Annotated in this window: 20 protein-coding genes and 1 tRNA gene; 7 read left to right on the plus strand and 14 right to left on the minus strand. The window is 55.1% G+C overall.

From position 1 onward, the window contains the following. Positions 1–11: 11 nt before the first annotated feature. The gene (locus ACXAET_RS04995; RefSeq protein WP_475187100.1) at positions 12–1616 is read right to left on the minus strand and encodes a L,D-transpeptidase family protein; all 1605 of its coding nucleotides are present in this window, start codon (positions 1614–1616) and stop codon (positions 12–14) included. Positions 1617–1970: 354 nt separating this feature from the next. Here ACXAET_RS04995 and mepK point away from each other — a divergent pair, with 354 nt between their 5' ends. After that, a complete protein-coding gene (gene mepK / locus ACXAET_RS05000; protein ID WP_475182024.1) occupies positions 1971–2540 on the plus strand; it encodes a peptidoglycan L,D-endopeptidase MepK in 570 nt (189 codons plus the stop codon). 133 nt (positions 2541–2673) lie between these two features. Here the strand turns inward: mepK and ACXAET_RS05005 are convergent. The 9 genes from ACXAET_RS05005 to iscR all read right to left on the minus strand — a co-directional run bounded on the left by ACXAET_RS05005 (position 2674) and on the right by iscR (position 10306). Continuing rightward, positions 2674–2750 (minus strand) — tRNA-Arg (locus tag ACXAET_RS05005). 66 nt (positions 2751–2816) lie between these two features. Then, entirely contained in the window at positions 2817–4037 is a 1221-nt protein-coding gene (locus ACXAET_RS05010; protein WP_475182025.1) for a cysteine desulfurase, read from the minus strand. Positions 4038–4050: 13 nt separating this feature from the next. Further along, positions 4051–4617 (minus strand): YIP1 family protein, encoded by a 567-nt coding sequence (locus ACXAET_RS05015; protein WP_475182028.1) that lies wholly within the window; start codon positions 4615–4617, stop codon positions 4051–4053. Then, positions 4614–5099 (minus strand): YIP1 family protein, encoded by a 486-nt coding sequence (locus tag ACXAET_RS05020; protein ID WP_475182031.1) that lies wholly within the window; start codon positions 5097–5099, stop codon positions 4614–4616. Before ACXAET_RS05020 ends, ACXAET_RS05015 begins: the two co-directional genes overlap by 4 nt. Next, positions 5099–6379 (minus strand): SufB/SufD family protein, encoded by a 1281-nt coding sequence (locus tag ACXAET_RS05025; protein ID WP_475182036.1) that lies wholly within the window; start codon positions 6377–6379, stop codon positions 5099–5101. Before ACXAET_RS05025 ends, ACXAET_RS05020 begins: the two co-directional genes overlap by 1 nt. Then, a complete protein-coding gene (sufC, locus tag ACXAET_RS05030; protein ID WP_475182040.1) occupies positions 6379–7134 on the minus strand; it encodes a Fe-S cluster assembly ATPase SufC in 756 nt (251 codons plus the stop codon). Before sufC ends, ACXAET_RS05025 begins: the two co-directional genes overlap by 1 nt. A gap of 71 nt (positions 7135–7205) precedes the next feature. Continuing rightward, positions 7206–8726 (minus strand): Fe-S cluster assembly protein SufB, encoded by a 1521-nt coding sequence (gene sufB / locus ACXAET_RS05035; RefSeq protein ID WP_475182042.1) that lies wholly within the window; start codon positions 8724–8726, stop codon positions 7206–7208. An 18-nt stretch (positions 8727–8744) separates the two neighbouring features. Further along, positions 8745–9788 (minus strand): cysteine desulfurase family protein, encoded by a 1044-nt coding sequence (locus tag ACXAET_RS05040; RefSeq protein WP_475182045.1) that lies wholly within the window; start codon positions 9786–9788, stop codon positions 8745–8747. Between the two features lie 59 nt (positions 9789–9847). After that, positions 9848–10306: a Fe-S cluster assembly transcriptional regulator IscR gene (gene iscR / locus ACXAET_RS05045; protein ID WP_475182047.1), complete on the minus strand. Its 459-nt coding sequence runs from the start codon at positions 10304–10306 to the stop codon at positions 9848–9850. A gap of 176 nt (positions 10307–10482) precedes the next feature. On the opposite strand from iscR, the gene ACXAET_RS05050 reads away from it, so the two are divergent. The 6 genes from ACXAET_RS05050 to ACXAET_RS05075 all read left to right on the plus strand — a co-directional run bounded on the left by ACXAET_RS05050 (position 10483) and on the right by ACXAET_RS05075 (position 16330). Further along, on the plus strand, positions 10483–11136 hold the full coding sequence (locus ACXAET_RS05050) for an alpha/beta hydrolase (RefSeq protein WP_475182052.1): 654 nt from the start codon (positions 10483–10485) through the stop codon (positions 11134–11136). Then, complete coding sequence (locus ACXAET_RS05055; protein WP_068331313.1) at positions 11136–11381, plus strand: hypothetical protein; 246 nt, start codon at positions 11136–11138, stop codon at positions 11379–11381. The genes ACXAET_RS05050 and ACXAET_RS05055 overlap by 1 nt, the downstream gene beginning before the upstream one ends. Next, a complete protein-coding gene (locus tag ACXAET_RS05060; RefSeq protein ID WP_475182061.1) occupies positions 11378–12535 on the plus strand; it encodes an HD domain-containing protein in 1158 nt (385 codons plus the stop codon). Before ACXAET_RS05055 ends, ACXAET_RS05060 begins: the two co-directional genes overlap by 4 nt. Positions 12536–12905: 370 nt before the next feature. Next, positions 12906–13241 (plus strand): DMT family transporter, encoded by a 336-nt coding sequence (locus ACXAET_RS05065; RefSeq protein WP_475182067.1) that lies wholly within the window; start codon positions 12906–12908, stop codon positions 13239–13241. 76 nt (positions 13242–13317) lie between these two features. Then, positions 13318–15135, plus strand: a complete 1818-nt coding sequence (gene typA, locus ACXAET_RS05070) for a translational GTPase TypA (RefSeq protein WP_475182070.1) — start codon at positions 13318–13320, stop codon at positions 15133–15135. A 457-nt stretch (positions 15136–15592) separates the two neighbouring features. Further along, on the plus strand, positions 15593–16330 hold the full coding sequence (locus ACXAET_RS05075; RefSeq protein WP_475182072.1) for a hypothetical protein: 738 nt from the start codon (positions 15593–15595) through the stop codon (positions 16328–16330). Between the two features lie 460 nt (positions 16331–16790). Here ACXAET_RS05075 and ACXAET_RS05080 read toward each other — a convergent pair whose 3' ends face one another. From ACXAET_RS05080 to recA, 4 genes are all read right to left on the minus strand, one after another. Further along, positions 16791–17414, minus strand: a complete 624-nt coding sequence (locus ACXAET_RS05080; RefSeq protein WP_475182075.1) for a transglutaminase-like cysteine peptidase — start codon at positions 17412–17414, stop codon at positions 16791–16793. 355 nt (positions 17415–17769) lie between these two features. Beyond that, positions 17770–18057 carry a DUF1330 domain-containing protein gene (locus ACXAET_RS05085; protein ID WP_475182078.1) on the minus strand — a complete coding sequence of 96 codons (288 nt, stop codon included), beginning with the start codon at positions 18055–18057 and terminating at the stop codon, positions 17770–17772. Position 18058: 1 nt separating this feature from the next. Then, entirely contained in the window at positions 18059–20728 is a 2670-nt protein-coding gene (gene alaS, locus ACXAET_RS05090) for an alanine--tRNA ligase (RefSeq protein ID WP_475182080.1), read from the minus strand. Between the two features lie 138 nt (positions 20729–20866). Continuing rightward, entirely contained in the window at positions 20867–21934 is a 1068-nt protein-coding gene (recA, locus tag ACXAET_RS05095; protein ID WP_475182082.1) for a recombinase RecA, read from the minus strand. Positions 21935–22074 lie beyond the last annotated feature (140 nt).

The raw sequence follows: 22074 nt of genomic DNA on the forward strand, positions 1-22074 counted from the left end.
TGCCCCGCTGATTACCCCTGAACGTCCGGCAGGGCCACCCCCGCCTTTTGCAAAGCTTCCCAGATTTTCCGATCACGGTCATAAACATCGCGGCGATACTGAACCTCACCCTTCGGGCCGATATAGGCTGTGCGATAGATCAGATGTACTGGCACATGCTGCTCCAATTGTACGGTGGTTTCCTTGCCTGTAGCCAGAATACGATGGAAAAACGCCTTTGGATCTTCTTCCTGCTTCGCCAAAAGTGCGTAGGCAAATTCAAACGGATCTGCCAAGCGGATACACCCATGTGAGAACGCTCGCACTTCGCGCGCGAACAGGCTTTTCTGAGGTGTATCATGGAGATAGATGTTGTACTTGTTGGGGAACATGAACTTGACCAAGCCCAAAGCGTTGCTTTGGCTCGGCGGTTGACGCATCGCAAACGGGAAGTTCCGAGCATTGAACTGAGTGAAATCCACAGCTGCCCTGTTTACCTGACGGCCGCTTCGATCCGTGATGTGGATATGCCCAACTGCATTTGGGTTGGACTGCAGTTTGGGTAGATATTCTTTTGTAATGATCGAGCGCGGAACGTACCAACTGGGGTTGATCACCAAATGCTCCATCTCATCTGAGAATTCAGGGCTGCGACGATCGTGAGTATTTTTGCCAATCACAGTGCGTGTTTCAAACGTGACTAACCCGTCATCGACAATCTTGGCTGAAAAATCAGCCTGATTTACTAGAATGTGGCGTTCACCGCGTTCACGCGGCAACCAACGTTCCCGCTCCAACGCGACATACACGGCCTTGAGCCTTTCCGACGCGCTCCGGTTCAGCTCAGTGATGGTTCCTTGCCCGGCCACGCCGTCTGTCGCAAGCCCGTGGTCCGCCTGAAATGCCTTTACTGCGATCAGCAACGCGCCATCGAAGTCTGGGCTGGCAGTTGGTCGCAGATATCCCATCGAGACCAATCGGTTACGCAGCTTAATTACACTAGGACCGGTATCACCATATTCCAGCTTAGACTCTGGAACTGTCGGCCCCCATCCACCTTGGCTAACAAGCGTCTCCAAAGCCAACTTTTGCTTCATCAACGCGCGGTACTGCGTCGATTGCGGAGCCAGCTGGTCAAAATAGGAATCGTCTTGCGCGGCCACCAACCGAGTTAAGTGATCCTTAGCTGACGTCCGCTCAACCTTCCGCACTAAGCCATCGTCGATCTGAGACGGGCGCAGCGCACCAGATTGAAGGTTGCGCGCATATTCCACAAACGCCTTAGTCAATTTGACTTCCACAGCACCAAGGTCTCGCGTTGTACGCGCCGCCTGCATCTTATCAACAAGTGTTTGAACGCTATACGATCCTTGCGGCAAACCGTGCATATCCGTCGAGGCCAGTGCCTGAATCAAACGTGCGCGGCGTGCCTTGTGCTGAGGCGTTTCGCCCACCCAAACCGGGGCAAACCCGTTTTCACGGTAAAACTCTGCAACCCCCGAGCCCGTAGGTACGAACTCGGCCACGGCCATCTGAAACGCCGTTGAAGACCGAGGCTCAGTGTTCGCCAGGGAAGCCGAAGACACAAAAAGTGCCGTGAAGACAATAACAGTACACGTTCGAAAACCTGAAATCATAAGATCGCCTTGATTAATCGTTATTTTCTGCTGCTGGGGTGCGCCTTCGCCAAATATTGTGGCGGCCCCGATGGCTTGTCTATTCACAAATGTACTAACAAAGCGCATCTTCAAATGCGTGATGCGTGTTTGCATCGCACGGCGGATCCTTGCCGCTTAATGCCCCATTATTATACATAATTTCATCACCTGCGCAAAAAGTCGCCGAAAATTCCCCCTAGAAAAGCTGAATCTGAAAGACTTCTTGGCGGGCGAATCCGACTGTGGCATAAATTGCGCATCTGGGATGGGAAAAAATTAAGAAGGCGCGCGTAACATCGTGTGCAGGCAGGAACAGTACGGGACGAAACTAAAATGACGATGAGCAGTACTTCGGGCTTAACCCGGCGTGCCCTATTGGGTGCATTTGCAGCTACGGCAATAGTGGCTTCACCGACTTATTCCAATGCAGCGGGTTTCCTTCGTGGAGGAGGAGACATTAGGCGTATTCGCATGTACTCCGGTCGCACGGGCGAGCGGATTGACATGGTTTACTGGGTGGACGGAAAGTACATCAAAGATGCCGTCAAAGAAGTGAACTACTTCATGCGCGACTGGCGGACCGATCAGGTCAAAGACATGGATCTACGCACGATCGACATTATGGCAGCCGCGCATAATCTATTGGATGTGAACGAGCCTTATACGTTGCTGTCCGGCTACCGTTCGCCTAAGACAAACGCGATGTTGCGGTCCCGGTCGCGCAGGGTCGCCAAAAACTCGCTTCACATGAAAGGTCAGGCCGCAGACCTGCGTCTTTCATCGCGTTCGGTGTCTCAAATGGCAAGGGCCGCCATATCCTGCCGCGCCGGAGGTGTAGGCAAGTATTCACGTTCAAATTTTGTCCATATGGATTGCGGTGATGTTCGCAGCTGGGGCGGTTAACGCCCCCATAAAGACTTCTAAACAAAGGGCGCCCTTGGGCGCTCTTTGTTTTTGTGGAGGGGTTGTACCGCAATCAAAGCGCAACAAGTGCACCGCTCCACTGCGTCAAGCAGGCATTCATAATACAAGAAAATGGCGCACCTGAGAGGATTCGAACCTCTGGCCTCTGCCTTCGGAGGGCAGCGCTCTATCCAGCTGAGCTACAGGTGCCTTGCCCGTTAGCTAACCTTGTTCCGATCCGGGCGCAACTGCAAATCAGCCCGGACCAGCCAAGTTTCACGCAAAGAGATCATGGGCCAATTCAAGCGCATCGATCAGGGTATCGACTTCATCCTTGGTATTGTACAGGCCAAAGCTCGCGCGGCAGGTCGCAGTGACGCCGTAGAAGTCCATCAACGGACCAGCGCAATGGTGGCCCGCCCGTACGGCAACGCCTTTTTTGTCGAGAATAGTCGAAACGTCATGCGCATGACCTGCCCCGTCCAGCGAAAAGCTGAAGATCGCGGCTTTGTCGGGACGTGTGCCTTGCATCTGTAACCAGTTCAGACCAGTTAGCTTTTGCATCGCATAGTCACGCAGACCAGCCTCATGCGCGGCGATGTTCTTCATCCCCAGATCCATCATATATTCAAGCGCGACACCTAAACCTATCGTCTGGACAATGCCTGGCGTACCAGCCTCGAATTTCATGGGCGGATCATTGTATATCACGTGATCCTTGCTGACCTCCTTGATCATGTCTCCGCCGCCGATGAAGGGGCGCATCTCGGCCATGCGCTCGGACTTGATATAAATCGCACCTGAACCAGACGGACCATAGAGCTTGTGGCCCGTGATCGCGTAGAAGTCGCAGCCAATATCCTTAACGTTGACAGGCAAGTGCACGGCCCCTTGGCTGCCATCGACCAGTACTGGCACACCCTTGGCATGTGCGCCTTCGGTAATTGTCTTAACGTCAACTACTGTTCCCAGAACATTCGAGCAATGTGTTACAGCCACAAGCTTGGTTTTGGGGCCAATCGCATCAATCACGGCCTTTGGATCCAGCCCGCCATCCGCATCCACATCGACCCATTTCAGGACAACGCCCTGACGCTCACGCAGAAAATGCCAGGGCACGATATTGGCGTGGTGTTCCATCACGCTTAGGACAATCTCATCACCCGCTTGTAAACGCGGCATGGCCCAACCGTAGGCAACCAGATTGATACCTTCGGTCGTTCCGGAGTTCAGCACGATTTCATTCTCGTTCACTGCCCCAAGAAACTTGGCAATCGTTCCGCGCACGGCCTCATATTTCTCGGTTGCCAGATTCGACAGGTAGTGCAGACCGCGATGCACATTCGAGTATTCCTCGGAATATGCACGGGTCACAGCATCTATCACGACCTGTGGTTTCTGCGCCGAGGCACCATTGTCGAGATAGGTTAGCGGTTTCCCGTTGACCTCACGCGACAGAATTGGAAAGTCAGCACGAATTTTTTCTACGTCATACATGATATTTCTATCCCTATACCGGGCCGCTGGGTGTCAGCGCGAGGACAAACGGCAATGCGATCAAGGCAGACAGCATAATGACCCCGAAAGACTTCCAGAGCGTTCCGAATTTATGCGCTTCATTGAGGAAATGGAGCGTGACGTAAAGGCTCACTATCGCGGTGGCAAACAGAAACAGGACCATCAGAAAAGGCATCGCAATAGCAAGCACCAGGGTGATGAACATTGCCGTAATCTGCAGGTATTGCAGCCAGATTGTCAGCGTCATGATCTCAGTGAAAGAGGCGATTCCGCCGAGCAGGCGCCCAGCTAATAGGAACGCGACAATACTGAACAAGATCAGAGCACCGGAACGAACCAAACCCATGAAAATTGGCTCAGGCGGCGGGGCTTCGAAGCCATCCGGAACGGGCATAAGGTTGTCAAAACCGAACTGCACCAGACCATTCAGTACGACGGCCAGAAAAAAGCCAAGCCACAGTACTTCGCGCCCGGGGTGAAAGGCCAGCAAATGACGCGCAGCCTCAGCCGGGTTGGTCAGGGTCATCACCGCGAGGTTGCCCAAAGTTATGCTAGTCATTCCGCTTGCCTTTGCGCTTGTCGGAGGCCCGCCAGCCAGAACCAGATAAAAACCGCAAGCCATGTAACCCCAACAAGTGTCAAAGCGGGACCGGGTCCCAGGAACCCGGCGACAAGGCCATTCAGCAGCACCAGAGGTGTGGATGACAGCAAAGCCCAAAACAGTGCCAATCGGGCACCATAGGCCGAACCGCGTCCACCAACCAAACGTGCCGCACCATAGGACACAAACGCAAGCACATATAGAACCAAAGGCAGGATGATTACGGAGCCCAACAAAGCTCCGCCCATCAGCATATTCAACTCCAGCCCTTCCAGATGTGCCCTGCGCGCAAGTGCCGGAAGTTGCGCGATAAAGGCTACCACGCAGAACCCCATGGCGAAGATGAGCGCCCTGTCTTCCCGCTGCCCAAGATCAAGCAGCCGGCGCACCACCCGCCCCGGCCCCCGATACGTGGCCACGATATCCGATGTCAGAGGCATCAGCTACGCCGCGCTAACCAGCCTTCCAGACGGGTCACGATCTCTTCCGCTAACGCGCGGTCTTCGATCTCGTCTACCGCCTCGGCCAGAAAGGCCAGGGTCAGCATGTTCGTTGCATCCTTGTACGGAACGCCCCGCGAGCGCAGGTAGAACAACGCAGTCTCGTCGATTGCGCCTGATGTCGAGCCGTGCGAACAGGCAACGTCATCTGCATAGATCTCAAGCTCGGGCTTGGCGAGGAACTGGCTGTCATCATCCAGAAGCAGAGATTGACTGATCTGATAGCCATCCGTTTTCTGAGCACCTTCTTTTACCAGAATCTTACCCTGGAAAACGCCGGTTGCTCCGTTGCGCAGGACCTTCTTGAATACCTGGCGGCTTTCGCAGTTCACTGCGTCATGGGTGACAAACACCGTGTCATCGTGAAGGAAATCTCCATCCCCAACACACGCGCCAGCCACATGGGCAACCGCATCATCACCGGTCAGTTCCACGACCTGTTCGTTACGGGTCAGAACGCCATTCACGGTGAGGGTGAATGACTTGTACGTCGATTCCTTGCCCAGCCGAGTGAACATATGCGTAACAGCGCGCCGCTCGTGGTCGCGACCCTGCGCACGGATGTGATGCAGCGTGCCATTGTCCGCAATGTCAATCTCCATGCACTTGTTGAACCGAGACGCCGCCGGACCGGTTTCCAAGATGGTCACCTCCGCATCGCTTTCGACACGGATGACGTGATGCAAGATCGCATCTGATGTCTCTGATTCATGGCGATACACAAAGTTGATCGGCTTAGACGGCCTACCCGTTACGTGAATGGCAACACCATCCGTAGCGTAAGCCGTATTCAGCGCTGCCAACGGTCGTTGCACCGGGGTCTGGCCCCGCTCTTCCAGCTTGCCATACAACTCTTTGGCCCAATGGATATCCTTGCAGCAGATATCCTCCAGACGGTCGATCGTTACACCCTCAAGGGTCAGGTCGTCCGAATCTTCCGGGCTGAAAACGCCGTCGATAAAGACGATAGACAAACGATCCACATCGCTGAACACCAAGGGTTCACCGGCGTCCAGAACCGCCGCACGAGGTGCATCGGGTGAAACGAGCGTGTCGGGTTGGGTATACTTCCAGTATTCATCACGGCGACCCGGCAGGCCCATTTGATTTACACGAGCCAAAGCACCCTCACGCGCTGCCTTCGTGCAGCCCGGATCCGGCAAGGTCAGGGACGCTAGCCGCGCCTCGGTTGCGGTTTGATTTGCTTGCGGCAGGGCCATTAGTTCACCTCGGCCAGGATGTCGGAATAACCGTTATGCTCGACTTCCAGTGCCAGTTCAGGGCCGCCAGATTTTACGATACGCCCATCCGCCATGATATGAACGACGTCTGGTTTGATGTGGTCCAGCAAACGCTGATAGTGGGTAATCACAAGAAAACCCCGGCCCGCGTCACGCAATGCGTTCACACCTTCGGACACCAGCTTCATCGCGTCCACATCAAGACCCGAGTCGGTTTCGTCCAAGATGCACATCTTGGGCTCAAGCATCGCCATTTGCAGGATTTCGTTGCGCTTCTTCTCACCGCCCGAAAACCCGACGTTCACCGGACGCTTAAGCATGTCAGCATCAATCTTCAGCGATTTCGCTTTCTCACGAATAACCTTCAGAAATTCCGCCGCTGACAGTTCATCTTCGCCACGAGCCTTGCGCTGCGCGTTCACCGCAGTGCGCAGAAAGGTCATATTGCCTACACCAGGAATTTCGACCGGATATTGGAATGCCAGAAAGATGCCAGCAGCGGCGCGCTCTTCCGGCTCCATCTCAAGCAGGTCTTCCCCGTCCAGCTTGGCCGTGCCCTCGGTAACTTCATACCCGTCACGACCAGACAGCACGTAGCTGAGCGTCGACTTGCCCGAGCCGTTCGGCCCCATTATCGCGTGTACTGTACCGGCCTCGACCGTCAGGTCCACTCCATTGAGGATCCGCTTATCTTCTTCTTCCAGCCGTACGTGCAGGTTCTTGATTTCCAGCATGTTTTGTCCTTTGGGGTATCACTTGAGGGGCGCTTGGCCCCCCTTTTATTGAGTAGATAGAAAGCAGGGGGTCAGCCCACAGACCCTTCGAGGCTGATGGCGACCAATTGCTGTGCTTCCATGGCAAATTCCATCGGCAGTGCCTGCAGGACGTCCTTGCAGAACCCGTTGACAACCAGCGCCACGGCTTCTTCTTCGTCCATTCCGCGCTGGCGGCAATAGAACAGTTGATCGTCATCCACTTTGGATGTCGTCGCCTCATGCTCCACTCGGCTCGAGTTGTTTTTAACCTCGATATACGGAACCGTGTGGGCGCCACATTTGTCGCCGATCAACAAGCTGTCGCATTGCGTGTAGTTCCGGCTTTCTTTTGCCTTGGGGTGCATCGAAACCAACCCGCGGTAGGTATTTTGTGCTTTGCCCGCGCTGATACCCTTAGACACGATGCGCGACTTGGTGTTCTTACCCAAATGCACCATCTTCGTGCCGGTATCTGCCTGTTGCATGTTGTTCGTGATCGCGATCGAATAGAACTCGCCCTGGCTTTCATTGCCACGCAGGATGCAGGACGGGTATTTCCAGGTCACTGCAGAGCCTGTCTCAACCTGCGTCCACATCACCTTGGACCGATCACCGCGACAATCGGCGCGCTTGGTTACGAAGTTGTAAATGCCGCCCTTGCCGTTCTCATCCCCGGGGAACCAATTCTGAACGGTCGAGTATTTAACCTCGGCGTCTTCCTCGACGATGATTTCGACCACAGCGGCATGCAGCTGCGCCGTATCACGCTGAGGTGCGGTGCAGCCTTCCAGATACGAGACGTAAGATCCCTTGTCCGCAATGATAAGCGTCCGTTCGAACTGACCCGTATTTTCCGCATTGATGCGGAAATAGGTGCTCAACTCCATCGGGCAGCGAACGCCCGGCGGAATATAAACGAATGAACCATCCGAAAACACAGCCGAGTTCAATGTGGCGTAGAAGTTGTCTGACACAGGAACAACAGTACCAAGGTACTTTTTGACCAGTTCAGGGTGCTCTTTGATTGCCTCTGAGATTGAGCAGAAGATCACGCCATGCTTTGCCAGCTCATCCTGGAACGTCGTGCCGACAGACACGGAGTCGAAAACAGCATCGACAGCAACCTTGCGCCCTTCGGCGGGAATATTTTCCGCGCCTTCAACACCGGCCAGAATCATCTGCTCTTTCAAGGGAATGCCAAGCTTTTCGTAGGTTGCCAGCAGCTTGGGATCGACCTCATCCAGCGATTTCGGCTTTTCTTCCATCGATTTCGGACGGGCGTAGTAATACTGGTCCTGAAAGTCGATTGGCGGATAATGGACCATCGCCCATTTCGGCTCGTCCATTTTGGTCCAGCGTTCGAAGGCCGACAGACGCCACTCGGTCATCCACTCGGGCTCTTCGTTCTTTTCAGAGATCAGTCGAACAATATCGGGATTCACACCCTTGGGTGCGTATTCCATCTCGATGTCAGTATCCCACCCGTATTTGTAGGTTCCGACCTCGCGCACCGCGTCAACGGTTTCCTGATCGACGCCTTCTTTTACCTGGGTCTGGTCCAATGCGGCCATGTCGTTTTCTCCGTCAGGTCACGCGGCACGCGCGCGATGTTTCTTTTCTTTTTCCAACCACGCTTCAGCAAAGCGCAATACGTTCTCTTCCGTTGTCGAAGGTCCCAGTGACACGCGTATCGCGCTTGCGGCTGTAACCTCGTCGAATGCCATCGCGGTCAGGACGGCACTGGCGCGCACCTTTCCGCTTGAGCATGCCGAACCAGCGCTTACCGCAAATCCGGCGAGATCCATCTGCATCACCTGAGTTTCGCCCTTCCAACCAGGGGTGGCAAAGCACAGGGTGTTTGGAAGGCGGTTCTGATCTTTCCCGATAAAAATAGTAGATTTAGAACCGGCCTCAAGAGCCATTTCTAGAATATTTCTAAATTCTTTGACTTCTTCCCAAACACCATTGGCCAGATCGCGGGCAGCCGCTTCAGCCGCAGCCCCAAATCCCGCAATTCCAATGACATTTTCCGTCCCCGAACGACGCCCCATTTCCTGACCGCCACCTTTGATCTGGGCGGCCAAATCCGTTCCACGTTTCATTACGACTGCGCCAATACCCTTCGGACCGCCCAGTTTGTGGGCCGAAATCAGCGCCATCTGCGCGCCCAACCAGTTGAAGGCAACCGGTAGCTTGCCAAATGCCTGCGTCGCGTCGGTAACCGCCAGACCCGCTGGCAGCGTCTGAACAATCCCGGTTTCCGAGTTGGCAAGCTGCAGAGTCGAAGCCTCGGGATCAACGACGCCAACCCGGCCAGACGCATCCGCGATAAGATCCTCGGTGATCCACGACCTGACCGCGTCATGTTCCACGGCCGAGCCATGCAGACCGCGACCGGCCAGCGCAAGCGACGCACCTTCGGTCGAACCGGATGTAAACACGATATCGGCACCATCTGCTCCGAATGCCGTAGCGACTTGCGCCCGGGCACGCTCAATCAGAGCTTTCGCGGCACGCCCTTCGGCATGTACCGAAGATGGGTTGCCGCACAAATCCATCGCCGCGATCATCGCCTCTCGGGCCTCAGAGCGCAGAGGGGTCGTTGCATTATGATCCAGATAAACACGAGTCATGGATTCATCTTTTCCCAAATGCCAAACTCAGCGGTGATGAGCACAACACTTGCACCATTTTATTCGTCAACAACGGCAAACAGGCTTGGAACTGCAGGGCACGGGGCAAGATCGTTCTTGATCACGTCGGATAGCCGCGTTTGATGCAGGAAAACGTAGACATGGGCGCTCAGGCTTTCCCACAGTCGGTTGGTCAGAGATTGCGCCCGGCTTCCCGAAGACGCACCAGACGCCCCTGCCCCTTTTTGCAACGCATCAACCGTTTCGTCCACAGCCGACAAAATCTCAACCACACGGATTTCAGAAGCAGCGCGCGCCAGACGATACCCCCCACCGGGTCCCCGCACAGAAGAAACAACGTCGGCACGGCGCAGTTTTACGAACAACTGCTCTAAATAAGGGAGAGAGATGTCCTGACGCTCTGATATCTCGCTCAGCGTTACAGTCTTATCGTCTGGCTGAAGCGCGATATCGGCCAGTGCAACCATGGCATAGCGACCTTTGGTTGAAAGCTTCATTCCAGTCCCCTTATGGCTGATATCGCGCGAAAACATTGACGCCGCCGTTGCCAGTGCGTATCTCCGACAAGCAGCGCCGTGCGCGACGCATCATAGTTAGAACCGTTCTAAGGTGCTGGAAGATAGCCGTCAAGCCTATCGCAGCATCCAGAAAACAAGACAGGACCGAAGCACACATGCCCGAGGTGATTTTTCCCGGACCCGAAGGCCGCCTGGAAGGCCGTTACCACCCGCAAAAGGAAAAAGACGCACCGATCGCCATCGTGCTTCACCCGCACCCACAATTCGGCGGGACGATGAATAACAAGGTCGTGTATAACCTGCACTATGCCTTTTATAATATGGGCTTCACCGTGTTGAGGTTCAATTTCCGTGGTGTGGGCCGCAGCCAGGGCGAATATGATCAGGGCGTTGGTGAGCTTAGCGACGCAGCATCAGCGCTGGATTATCTGCAATCTATGAATAACAATTCCAAACATTGCTGGGTTGCCGGATTCTCGTTCGGTGCATGGATCGGAATGCAACTGTTGATGCGTCGCCCCGAGATTACGGGCTTCATCAGCGTATCGCCCCCTGCAAATATGTACGACTTTTCGTTTTTGGCCCCCTGCCCGTCGTCTGGTCTGATAATCAACGGATCTGCGGACCGGGTGGCGCCTCCGGCCGATACGACATCGCTGGTCGGTAAGCTGCATGAGCAGAAGGGAATCACAATTACCCATAACGAAGTTGAAGGCGCGGACCACTTTTTCCAGGACCGCCACATGGACACGCTGATTACCGATGTTAGCGACTATGTGAAACGCCGCTTGACCGAGAATACGCGCTGATGTCCGACACCATCATTACCCTCGCCTCTAAACTGGCCGAGGACACGATGAAAGTCATGGATGAAACCGGTGACGATCGGTTCTTTGTCGAAGTGGGCGAACTTTTGGGTGCGTCCTCTCAGACGTTGGAAGAAGCGTTTCTGACAGAGATTCGCGTAAGGTTGGCTGAACGCAAAGCCAGGAACTTCGTGATCAAAAGACTGTCAGACCACCGGGCAAAGACAAAAGCGATTGAAAAACAATGAGCGACAGACTGTCTGCGCAAATCGAATTTCTGAAACGCGTGGACAGCTTGAAATCGGTTGACCGCGCCAACTTTCTGCTTGACCAGTCCCGCCCCGAAAATGCAGCAGAACATAGCTGGCAACTTGCGCTTTGGGCTTTGGTCATGCAGCCGCTTGCCGATGAAGCTGTGTCGATCCACCGCGTCATTCGCATGTTGTTGCTGCACGATCTTGTCGAGATAGTCGTTGGTGATCATCCGATACATCTGAAGACCGATTGGCAAGCCGTCGAACAGGCCGAACAAGCCGCAGCGGTCGAGGTGTTTGGCTTGTTGCCCTCAGACCAGGCTGCGGAATGCCTGCACCTTTGGCGTGAGTTTGAGGCCGATCAAACGCCTGACGCCAGATTTGCCAAGTACCTTGATCGCTGCCAACCGATGTTCCAGGTGCTCTGCGCGCCGCACGCTGATCCGGATCATCGGACGATTGTACAAGAAAACCTGAACCGTGGGCGGGCGGCATATCTCAAGTCCGAGTTCCCAGACGCCTACAGCGCAGCTCAACGCCTGCTGAACGGGCATCCACCCTCAGAAACGGAGTTCTCGATCAGGCTTGGTTTTCTTGCAGAGACTGACAAACTGAAATCCGTCTATCGGGCTTCGCGTTTGCTCAGCGGAGACCGGCGCGAGAATTCGGCCGAGCATTCGTGGCACATCATGATGTTTGCCTGGGTTCTTTCTGGACAGGCAGCGCCCGACGTCTCAATCGACCGCGTTTTGCAAATGCTGCTGTTGCACGACATCGTTGAAATCGACGCCGGGGATCACCCCATTCATGGTCAGGTCGACCACGCTGCTCAGGAAGCCGAGGAACAGGCAGCCGCCGAGCGTCTGTTCGGGTTGTTGCCCAGTGAACAAAAAGCTGAGTTCCTGTCATTGTGGCAAGAGTTCGAAGCAGCTGACAGCCCAGACGCCCGCTTTGCGAAAGCAGTGGACCGGTTTCAGGCTCCGGTCGGAAATCTGGCAACCGGAGGTGGGACCTGGGCGGACTACGATGTGACATTTGTACAGCTCGACAACCGCGTTGGAATTCCGATTCGACGTGGCGCTCCGGGTCTGTGGGCGTGGCTCAAACCGCAGCTCGATACCTATTTCGCGACCACGGTCAGTAACTAGCAAAGAAAAAGGGGCACAATGGCCCCTTTTCCCTGTTTCGGCAGACGCTTAAACCTGAAAACCATTACCCACTCAACAAAATGGTCGCGTTTTGTCGACGGACCCCCCGTCAGTTAGCCACCCAAGCGCCACATTTTTCACCGAAACAAAGACGAAGTAACCCGTGAGTTTCGTGTAACAAAAAGCCGCCCAACAAAAACCTTTAAAATCATGAGTTTTCTATCCGAAAGTGTTCCGAACTGCTAGTCAGGTTATCCATACTTCACATCATCTGACGGCTCTTATCAAACGTGGACAAAGCCCAGAATTTTCTTGCTCGCCAGGCTTTTTTCATGCTCAACCTCACAAAACTTTAGTTGAGATTTTCATCGTGCCCAAAGCCTACTTTCTCCTGCTGCTGGCGGTCATCGCTGAGACCATTGGCACCACGTCCTTGCAAGCCAGCCAGCAATTCAGCCGTTTCTGGCCGTCCGTTCTGGTTGTCGTCAGCTATGGCATCGCTTTTTACCTACTTGGCCTTACCCTGAAATATATGCCGGTCGGAATTGTCTATGCTATCTGGTCCGGGCTCGGGATCTTTTTTATCGCGGTCATCGGTTTCATCGTTTTTGGGCAAAGGCTCGATTGGCCAGCTGTCATCGGATTGCTGATGATTCTAGGCGGTATTCTGATCATTCACCTGTTTTCCAAAACGGTTGGTCACTGATCACCGGTTAGGGCTGGTCTATTTGCTCAAACCACGCTATGCGCGCGGCAACTTCCCGTTCAAAGGCTGACCTCTCATGGACCTGCGCAATATCGCAATCATCGCTCACGTGGACCACGGTAAAACGACCCTGGTGGACGAGCTGCTCAAACAATCCGGTGCGTTCCGGGAAAATCAGGCCGTGGCCGAACGCGCCATGGACAGCAACGATCTTGAGCGCGAGCGTGGGATCACCATTCTGGCCAAAGCGACGTCGGTCGAGTGGAAGGGAACGCGGATCAACATCGTCGACACCCCGGGCCACGCCGATTTTGGGGGTGAGGTCGAGCGTATTCTCAGCATGGTTGACGGTGTGGTCCTGTTGGTCGATGCCGCCGAAGGTCCAATGCCTCAAACGAAATTCGTGACCTCCAAGGCGCTAGCGCTGGGTTTGCGTCCCATTGTTGTTTTGAACAAGGTCGACAAACCCGATGCCGAACCTGATCGCGCGCTGGATGAGTGTTTTGATTTGTTCGCCAACCTCGGCGCGGATGATGACCAGCTTGATTTTCCGGCCATGTACGCCTCGGGTCGTTCGGGCTGGGCGGATATGGAACTGGACGGGCCACGCAAGGACCTGACCGCCCTGTTCGACCTGATCGTTGACCACGTTCCTGCGCCAAAACAAGCCGAGCGTAAGGATGAGCCATTCCGCATGCTGGCCACCACCTTGGGCAACGACCCTTTCATTGGCCGCATCCTGACCGGGCGAGTCGAAAGCGGGACGCTGAAAGCCGGTGACAGCCTCAAGGCGCTCAGCCGTGACGGGACACTGATCGAGAACTTCCGCGCCTCGAAAATTCTGGCCTTCCGCGGCCTCGCACAGCAACCCATCGACAAAGCCGAAGCGGGCGACATCGTTACCATCGCAGGCATGAGCAAGGCGACGGTGGCCGACTCGCTGGTATCGCCCCAGGTCGAAGAGGCTTTGCCCGCCCAACCCATCGATCCACCCACTATCACAGTGACCTTTGGTATCAACGACTCACCGCTTGCCGGTCGTGACGGAAAAAAGGTGCAATCGCGCGTGATCCGCGATCGCCTGATGAAAGAAGCTGAATCCAACGTCGCCATCCGTGTCACCGACACACCCGGCGGCGAGGCGTTCGAAGTCGCCGGTCGTGGCGAATTGCAGATGGGCGTCTTGATCGAAAACATGCGCCGCGAGGGCTTTGAACTCAGCATCTCGCGCCCACAGGTCCTGTTCCGCGAAGAAGACGGACAACGTCTGGAGCCCATCGAAGAAGTCACTATTGATGTCGACGATGAATTCTCGGGCGCGGTCATTGAAAAGATCACTGGGGCGCGCAAGGGTGAACTGGCTGAAATGCGTCCTGCCGGCGCTGGAAAGACACGGATCATCGCGCATGTGCCGTCCCGCGGATTGATTGGCTATCACGGTGAGTTTCTTACCGACACCCGCGGCACTGGTGTTCTGAACCGCGTATTTCACGGATGGGCTGCGCACAAGGGTCCAATCCCAGGTCGCCGTGCAGGCGTTTTGATCTCAATGGAGAATGGTCAAGCCGTGGCCTACGCTCTGTGGAACCTCGAAGAACGTGGCCGCATGTTCGTCGGCCCGCAAACGGATGTTTATCAGGGCATGGTGATCGGCGAGCATTCTCGCGACAACGATCTTGAGGTGAACCCTCTGAAGGGCAAGAAGCTGACAAACGTCCGCGCAAGCGGGTCTGACGACGCTGTTCGTTTAACACCGCATGTCCAGTTTTCACTCGAAGAAGCGATCGCATATATCGATGATGATGAACTCGTCGAGGTTACGCCGAACGCCGTGCGTCTGCGTAAACGCTTTCTGGACCCGCACGAACGCAAACGCATGGCGAAATCGGCCTGACGTACTTGATGCGATTGTTGCGACAATGGCAACAATGTCACACTTTTGTCAAATTTATACTCACGCGAAAAAGTTCAAAAAGCGTAGGGCCCGCCACTTCGGCGGGCTTTCTAATTGTTTTTCATGAATATTTTCTCACACACCAACGGCCACGTGAAATGGCTCGCGTAATCACCCCTTGAAAATAAGACGCAAAGCGGGTGTAATTATGGTTGAAGTGTGGCACTATTTTTGTACCAAAGCGTGTAGCACAATTTTAGTGCGTTTGAGTTAGTAACGAGTTTGAAGGAGTAGCGCCATGCGCTTAAAGTCACGTTTATTATCGGTTGTTTTTGTATCTGCAACATTTCCGCTGGTCACTGCTGACGTGGCGCTTGCCGAAAGGTGCAACATCAAAACAGCGCGTCAGTCCGTGTCGACCGACACCTTGTGCAGTTGTACAGTCGTTGACACCCGAATGCTTCGATACATTCAGCGCAGAGATGATTTTGAGGATATTTTGTCCCGCACGCTTGAGGCCTGCCCAGCCTTTGCAGCGGTGTTAACAGATATTCCGACTGCCACCACAGCCGCACAAAGAGACGGTGAAGATGCAACTTCTGGCCTTTCGGGTGCCAGCTCAGACGGCAGTGGCAGTTCCGATGGCAGTGCGTCCCCATCCCCAACCAGTGGCGATGACTCTGGTAGTGATTCCGGTGGTGACGACAACGGCAGCGGCGGATCAGGGCCCGGCGGCGGGAACAATGACGGCCCGGGCAGCGGCGGCAGCACCGGCAGCGGCGCATCAGGACCTGGCGGCGGCGGTAACAATGGTAGCGGCGGCAATGACGGCACTGGCAACGGCGGTAACAACGGCAGCGGTGGCAACAGCGGCAATGGCAACGGCGGCAACGGTGGCAGCGGCGGCAATAGCGGCAATGGCAACGGCGGCAACAGTGGCGCCGGTGGCAATGACGGTAATGGCAACGGCGGCAACAATGGCAGCGGCGGTAATAGCGGCAATGGCAATGGTGGCAACAACGGCGACAGCGGCAACACCGGCAACGGCGGCGGCGGTAACAATGGCGCCGGAACCGGCGGAAACTCTAACGGTGCCGGCAGTGGCGGCGGTGGCAGCCAAGGTGGAAGCGCAGGCAGCGGTGGCGGTGCCGGTGGCGGAAATGCTGGTGGCCCTGGCAGCGGCGGTGTTTTCTAAACACCACAGCAATATCGGCTGTCGTTACAAGACGCCTATGCGCGCAGCTTTTAAAGGCTGACCTTAACAGAAATGCCGGACGACCCTGTGGTTGTCCGGTTTAACGTTAATGTGCAACTGATATGCTCAATTTCGTTTGGTAATGGCAAATAGAGTCTTCGGCCAAATTTCAACAAAACAAGCGGCGCACCAAAAATAGACTTTCGGCGCATACTGGTCCTTTGTCATGAAGCAGTGCAAGAAGTCTTTCGATAGCTAAACACACGCGCTACTTCGCAAATCACCAAGACTCTTTTCAACATCTGCTCCTCAAGCGTATCTCTGCCAGAAGCAGTTATGGTGGTTAGCGCGACCTGACGATTCAACCCCTGACGTCGAAAAGACAACAAAGGAGGGCGACATTGGCATCGCCCTTGTTTAAAGAGGCGCTGCGCACCAACAACAATCTGGCGATCCCGGCCTAACTCCGACCGTAGACGCCAACCCATCCGCTTGGCCGATCCGGATTCTGCATACGAAGAAACAGATATCGCGTCGCCGACCAAGGTTTAATCTTGTTTGTCAGGTTATCCAGAACCAAATCACCCGCACCCGAGCGATAGACAAGAACGGCATGCGAATTTCGCCGCGCATCCAGAACCGTAGCGATAAGCAGTTTGCTCGGATCAATACCCGCACGTATCAAATCGCGCTTCTTTAGCAGCGCAAAGTCTTCGCAATCACCACCGCGCGAGGTAGGGAGCGCCCATCTTTCAGCAGTTCTGTACTGGGAAAAATCAGTGACCGAGCGCGTTGTTGCATTCACTTGGCGATTGACCCGTTGAATAATCCTCATCTCCTGCTGGCTCGTCAAAGCAGCCGAGGTTTTGGTCGAGCAGGCCCAACTGTATTTACGGCACAATTGCCGCGCACCCGAAGGCGGAGGTGAGACTGCGACCGCTTTGATAAAGCGGCCTTCGCTTGCGTCCGCGCTCGTGCCTGCAACCATCGCTCCGACCGCTACGGCGCAAATGACAGCAAGTCGACCTAAAGGTGATTTCCAGCGCGCAAGTGCGGCTCTGGCTTTAGTGCTCAACGGTTTCATGCCTGTTCCCCGGTCAAAATTTACCCACTCGATTGCAGACAAACGGGACCGTAGATTGATGTAGCCTACTATCAATCGAGCGGATCGTCTGTTCAATCAGAGGTGAAGTTGCAGGCGAAAAAAGGCGGAAATCCGTTCCACACTTTGACCATTTCAGGTAAGAATTGAGGGCGCACGGCCACAATTCTACGAGGGTTCACGTAGAAGACCCCCATAAATTTCTTATTAACTAACTGTAAAAATGAGATTAAATCGAACTAGAAAAATTTAAGGCAGTCGAGTGTGCCGACTGCCTACTGGATTGGCTAGAATCCGCCCACACAACTTATAAGTGTGGATGAATCACGCGTATTTGTTACTCTGTTATTTCAACAACCATTAGTTCACGCTCACTTGCGCCCCGAGCGTGGCTTAGCGCTTGCTGGTATTCGGGCGAATTGTAACACTCAACAGCAGCTTCGACCGACGGAAAACGGGCGACCACGTTACGTGGACGCTCTTTGCCTTCTAACTGCACATAACGGGCGGCACGTGCGATAAACGCGCCCCCATGCTTGGCAATCGCGGGGCCTGCTAACTCGGCATACTTACCGTAAGCTTCGTCGTCGGTTACGGTAACGTGGGCAATCCAGAGTGCGGGCATCTTATCCTCCTAGAACTTGTTCGGCAGCTTTAATTGCCGCATCGGAATTCGACGCATCGCGGCCACCGCCTTGCGCCATATCAGGACGTCCGCCGCCACCCTTGCCGCCGAGTTCGGAAACCGCTGCCCGCACCAGATCGACCGCTGACACCTTGTCAATCAGGTCCGAAGTAACCCCAGCAGCCACAGCTGCCTTACCGCCCGCATCGGCAATCAAAAGCACCGCGCCCGAGCCCAAACGGCTTTTGTGTTCATCGATCAGCGCGGGCAGATCCTTGCCCGACACACCCGTCAAAGCCTGAGCCAGAAACTGCACACCATTTACATCGCGCGCCTCAGCCCCGCCCTGCCCTGAACCGCCAGCCATGGCCAGTTCACGACGCAGTTGAGCGACTTCGTTTTGCAGCGCCTTACGTTCGTCCAGCAGCGACTTAACCCGGCTTACGACATCATCTGGCTGCGCCTTTAGGTCTGTCGCAATCTGACCTAACCGTTGATCTTGCGCGGACAGATGCCTCAGCGCTTCGTCCCCGGTCAAAGCCTCGATCCGGCGTACGCCAGCGCTGCTGGCGCTATCGCCCAAAAGGACAAATGTTCCAATATCGCCAGTCTGACGCACGTGGGTGCCGCCGCACAGTTCGATTGACCAGGTTTCTCCATCCTGCCCTTTGCCGGTGGGCGCCTTGCCCATTGAAACAACGCGAACCTCGTCGCCGTATTTTTCGCCAAACAAGGCCTGAGCACCCAATTCCCGGGCATCATCTGGCGTCATGATCCGCGTCTCAACGGCTGAATTCTGGCGGATAAACGCGTTTACCTCACGCTCAACCTTCTGAATTTCATCGTGACTGAGTGCCTTGGAGTGACTGAAATCGAAACGTAGCCGATCGGCGGCGTTCAACGAACCACGCTGCGCCACGTGATCGCCCAGCGTTTCACGCAGGGCCTCGTGCAGCAGGTGTGTGGCCGAGTGGTTGGCACGAATCGCGGTGCGTCTTGCGTGATCCACCTCTAACTCCACCGCGTCGCCCTTAGACAGCGTACCCTGACTGACAGTCACCCGATGCGCATAGACTTTACCTTCAGCAAACTTGCGCGTGTCCTCAACCTTGGCCACATCTTGCAAGTTCTCAAGGCGACGAATTTCACCGGTATCTCCAACCTGGCCACCGGCTTCGCCGTAAAACGGGGTTTGGTTTACCATAACCCAACCGGTTTCACCCTGCTCGATCTTGTCGACCAGAGTGCCATCGACGACCAGAGCAGCAACTTGCCCTTCGGCCTTCTCGGTTTCATAGCCCAGAAAATCCGTCGCTCCGGCACTGTCCAGCACATCAAACCAAACGGCTTGATCCGCGGACTCGCCCGATCCTGCCCATGCTGCACGGGCCTTGGCCTTTTGCTCGGCCATGGCTGCGTCAAAACCATCCGTATCCACTGTCCGGCCCTTTTCACGCAGTGCGTCCTGCGTCAGGTCCAACGGGAATCCATACGTATCGTAAAGCCTGAATGCCGCCTCACCCGCTAATGCCGCGCCGTCGGGCAGATTAGCCACTTCGTCATCCAGCAGTTTCAAGCCGCGATCAAGCGTTTGCTTGAACCTCGTTTCCTCAAGCAACAAAGTCTCTTCGATCAGCGCCTGCGCCTGGCCCAGTTCCGAATACTGTGCGCCCATCAGCTGCACCAGAGTCGGCACCAGGCGGTGCATCACCGGGTCCTTTGCGCCAAGTAAATGCGCGTGACGCATCGCACGACGCATGATCCGACGCAGTACGTATCCGCGACCGTCATTCGACGGCATCACCCCATCCGCAATCAGGAAAGATGTCGAACGCAGGTGGTCCGCGATGACCCGATGATGTACATTCTGGTCGCCATAAGGATCAACGCCAGTGGCATCCGCCGAAGCCTCAATCAGCGTTTTGAACAGGTCGGTGTCATAATTGTCGTGGCTGCCTTGTAGCAACGCGCCGATCCGTTCCAACCCCATGCCGGTGTCGATCGACTGCATGTCGAGTTCGACCATCGAGCCGTCCTCGAACTGCTCGTTTTGCATGAAAACGATGTTCCAGATTTCAATAAAGCGGTCGCCATCTTCCTCAGCCGAACCCGGAGGGCCACCCCAGATATGATCACCGTGGTCATAGAAAATTTCGGTACAGGGGCCGCAGGGACCGGTCGGGCCCATTTGCCAGAAGTTATCATTCGTCGGGATGCGAATGATCCTGTCTTCCGGTACGCCAACCTTCTTCCAGATCTCAAACGCTTCATCATCGGTATGATAAACCGTGGTCAGCAGGCGATTTTTATCGATTCCGAATTCCTTTGTAATCAACTCCCAGGCAAATGGAATCGCTTCATTCTTGAAGTAGTCTCCGAACGAAAAGTTACCCAGCATTTCAAAGAAAGTATGGTGGCGCGCGGTATAGCCGACATTGTCCAAATCATTGTGCTTCCCGCCTGCGCGTACACATTTCTGCGCGGTGGTTGCGCGCTGATAGTCTCGGGTTTCTACTCCGGTAAACAGGTTCTTGAACTGGACCATGCCGGAATTCACGAACATCAGCGTCGGGTCATTGCGCGGTACCAGCGGGCTGGACGCGACCACCTCGTGCCCCTGCTTGGCAAAGTAGTTCAGAAAGGTCGAACGGATATCATTCAGCGTTGGCATAAGGCTCTCTCAGCGCGCAATCATATTGTGTTGAAACGGGTTTAGCCCCCTCCCTTCGGATAGTCCACAGTATTGGCGGCCCTGAACGACGTAAGGCGGCCCCGAAAGGCCGCCCCGCTCGTACTGTTTTCAAATCTATTAAGCTTCGAGGATATCGTCATCCTCTGCCGCGCCCGGGGGCATGTCGAAGTCCAGACCGTGGGCCGCGCGAATTTTATCTTCTATTTCAAGCGCCGCGCGGCTGTTCTCACGCAGATATTGCTTGGCATTCTCACGCCCCTGCCCGATCCGTTCGTCGCCATAGCTGAACCACGAACCCGATTTTTCAACGACGCCAGCCTTGACGCCCAAGTCCAACAGCTCGCCCATTTTCGAGATACCTTCGCCATACATGATGTCGAATTCCACCTGTTTGAAAGGCGGCGCCACCTTGTTCTTTACAACCTTGACACGGGTCTGGTTGCCGACCACTTCATCACGGTCTTTGATCGCCCCAATACGGCGAATGTCCAGTCGGACCGAGCTATAGAACTTCAGCGCGTTACCGCCCGTCGTGGTTTCCGGGCTGCCAAACATCACACCGATTTTCATGCGGATCTGGTTGATGAAAATGACCATACAGTTCGAGCGGCTGATCGAACCTGTCAGCTTGCGCATCGCCTGGCTCATCAATCGGGCCTGAACGCCGACATTGCTGTCGCCCATATCGCCCTCAAGTTCGGATTTCGGCGTCAATGCCGCCACCGAGTCGACCACGACCATGTTCACCGCACCCGATCGCACCAAAGTATCGGTAATCTCAAGCGCTTGTTCGCCGGTATCCGGCTGCGAGATCAGCAACTCGTCCAGATCAACACCCAGTTTGCGTGCATATTGCGGGTCCAGCGCATGTTCGGCATCGACAAACGCGCAGACGCCACCGCGCTTCTGCTGCTCGGCAATACAGTGCAGGGTCAAGGTTGTCTTACCTGAGCTTTCTGGGCCGTAAATCTCAACAATCCGGCCCATCGGCAGACCGCCGATCCCCAGCGCGATGTCCAAACCCAACGAACCGGTCGAGCTTGCATCAATGTCCTGCTTGGCGTTTTCGCCCAGCTTCATGATCGAGCCTTTGCCAAACTGCCGCTCGATCTGTGCCAGCGCACTATCGAGCGCCTTTTGCTTGTCTGCGTTTTTCTTATCGCTCATTGTCAGAAGATCCGCCATTGTCCTGTCGCCTTCCCTTTTGTCACACCCTTGATCGGGCGGCAATCGCTGCTTTGTTCGCCTCTTGTTCCTTATGAGACCAAAAAGAGAACATTTCAACTAAAACTTACAAAACTCACTGTTGGGGAATTGTGTTAAGA

It is taken from the genome of Ruegeria sp. AWH4_226 (assembly GCF_056159225.1).

Bases quoted from the DNA above. Each gene is read 5' to 3' on its own strand.
- ACXAET_RS05075 (WP_475182072.1), top strand. From the start codon at position 15,593: ATGCTTCGATACATTCAGCGCAGAGATGATTTTGAGGATATTTTGTCC.
- ACXAET_RS05080 (WP_475182075.1), bottom strand. From the start codon at position 17,414: ATGAAACCGTTGAGCACTAAAGCCAGAGCCGCACTTGCGCGCTGGAAA.
- ACXAET_RS05015 (WP_475182028.1), bottom strand. From the start codon at position 4,617: ATGACTAGCATAACTTTGGGCAACCTCGCGGTGATGACCCTGACCAAC.
- ACXAET_RS04995 (WP_475187100.1), bottom strand. From the start codon at position 1,616: ATGATTTCAGGTTTTCGAACGTGTACTGTTATTGTCTTCACGGCACTT.
- ACXAET_RS05050 (WP_475182052.1), top strand. From the start codon at position 10,483: ATGCCCGAGGTGATTTTTCCCGGACCCGAAGGCCGCCTGGAAGGCCGT.
- recA (WP_475182082.1), bottom strand. From the start codon at position 21,934: ATGGCGGATCTTCTGACAATGAGCGATAAGAAAAACGCAGACAAGCAA.
- ACXAET_RS05020 (WP_475182031.1), bottom strand. From the start codon at position 5,099: ATGCCTCTGACATCGGATATCGTGGCCACGTATCGGGGGCCGGGGCGG.
- alaS (WP_475182080.1), bottom strand. From the start codon at position 20,728: ATGCCAACGCTGAATGATATCCGTTCGACCTTTCTGAACTACTTTGCC.
- ACXAET_RS05055 (WP_068331313.1), top strand. From the start codon at position 11,136: ATGTCCGACACCATCATTACCCTCGCCTCTAAACTGGCCGAGGACACG.
- ACXAET_RS05085 (WP_475182078.1), bottom strand. From the start codon at position 18,057: ATGCCCGCACTCTGGATTGCCCACGTTACCGTAACCGACGACGAAGCT.
- sufB (WP_475182042.1), bottom strand. From the start codon at position 8,726: ATGGCCGCATTGGACCAGACCCAGGTAAAAGAAGGCGTCGATCAGGAA.
- sufC (WP_475182040.1), bottom strand. From the start codon at position 7,134: ATGCTGGAAATCAAGAACCTGCACGTACGGCTGGAAGAAGAAGATAAG.
- ACXAET_RS05010 (WP_475182025.1), bottom strand. From the start codon at position 4,037: ATGTATGACGTAGAAAAAATTCGTGCTGACTTTCCAATTCTGTCGCGT.
- mepK (WP_475182024.1), top strand. From the start codon at position 1,971: ATGACGATGAGCAGTACTTCGGGCTTAACCCGGCGTGCCCTATTGGGT.
- ACXAET_RS05040 (WP_475182045.1), bottom strand. From the start codon at position 9,788: ATGACTCGTGTTTATCTGGATCATAATGCAACGACCCCTCTGCGCTCT.
- ACXAET_RS05025 (WP_475182036.1), bottom strand. From the start codon at position 6,379: ATGGCCCTGCCGCAAGCAAATCAAACCGCAACCGAGGCGCGGCTAGCG.
- ACXAET_RS05060 (WP_475182061.1), top strand. From the start codon at position 11,378: ATGAGCGACAGACTGTCTGCGCAAATCGAATTTCTGAAACGCGTGGAC.
- typA (WP_475182070.1), top strand. From the start codon at position 13,318: ATGGACCTGCGCAATATCGCAATCATCGCTCACGTGGACCACGGTAAA.
- iscR (WP_475182047.1), bottom strand. From the start codon at position 10,306: ATGAAGCTTTCAACCAAAGGTCGCTATGCCATGGTTGCACTGGCCGAT.